This is a genomic window from Shewanella sp. 10N.286.52.B9 (genome assembly GCF_002873635.1).
Classification (GTDB): domain Bacteria; phylum Pseudomonadota; class Gammaproteobacteria; order Enterobacterales; family Shewanellaceae; genus Shewanella.
Window position 1 is genome coordinate 1 of the sequence record NZ_MCTY01000044.1, and the last position, 349, is coordinate 349.

The window sequence follows — 349 nt, forward strand, 5'->3', positions numbered from 1 at the left end:
CAGTCAACGAAGACGGCCAAATCACCATTAGCGCTGAGCAGCTATTAGCGAACTCAAGTGATGTGGATGGCACCGTCAGCCTAGACTCAGTGTCTTACTCTGGTACCGACGGTATCCTGGTTCAAAACCAAGATGGCTCAGTGACCTTCTCGCCCAATGAGAACTTCAACGGCGAAATCAGTCTTGATGTCACCATCATCGATGATGACGGCGCGACTGCTGAAACCACCGCAGGCATTACTACACTGGCGGTTAATGACGCACCTGTAGTTGATGGTAATATCGCTTACTCAGTGGACGAAGATGGCTCAATTACCCTAAGCCAAGAGCAACTGCTGGCGAATGCAAC

Annotated in this window: 1 protein-coding gene; it reads left to right on the forward strand. The window is 50.4% G+C overall.

Features of this window, described 5'->3' with window-relative positions:
- On the forward strand, nt 1-349 hold a 349-nt coding region (locus BCU91_RS03645), incomplete at both ends, for a cadherin-like domain-containing protein (RefSeq protein WP_133126571.1).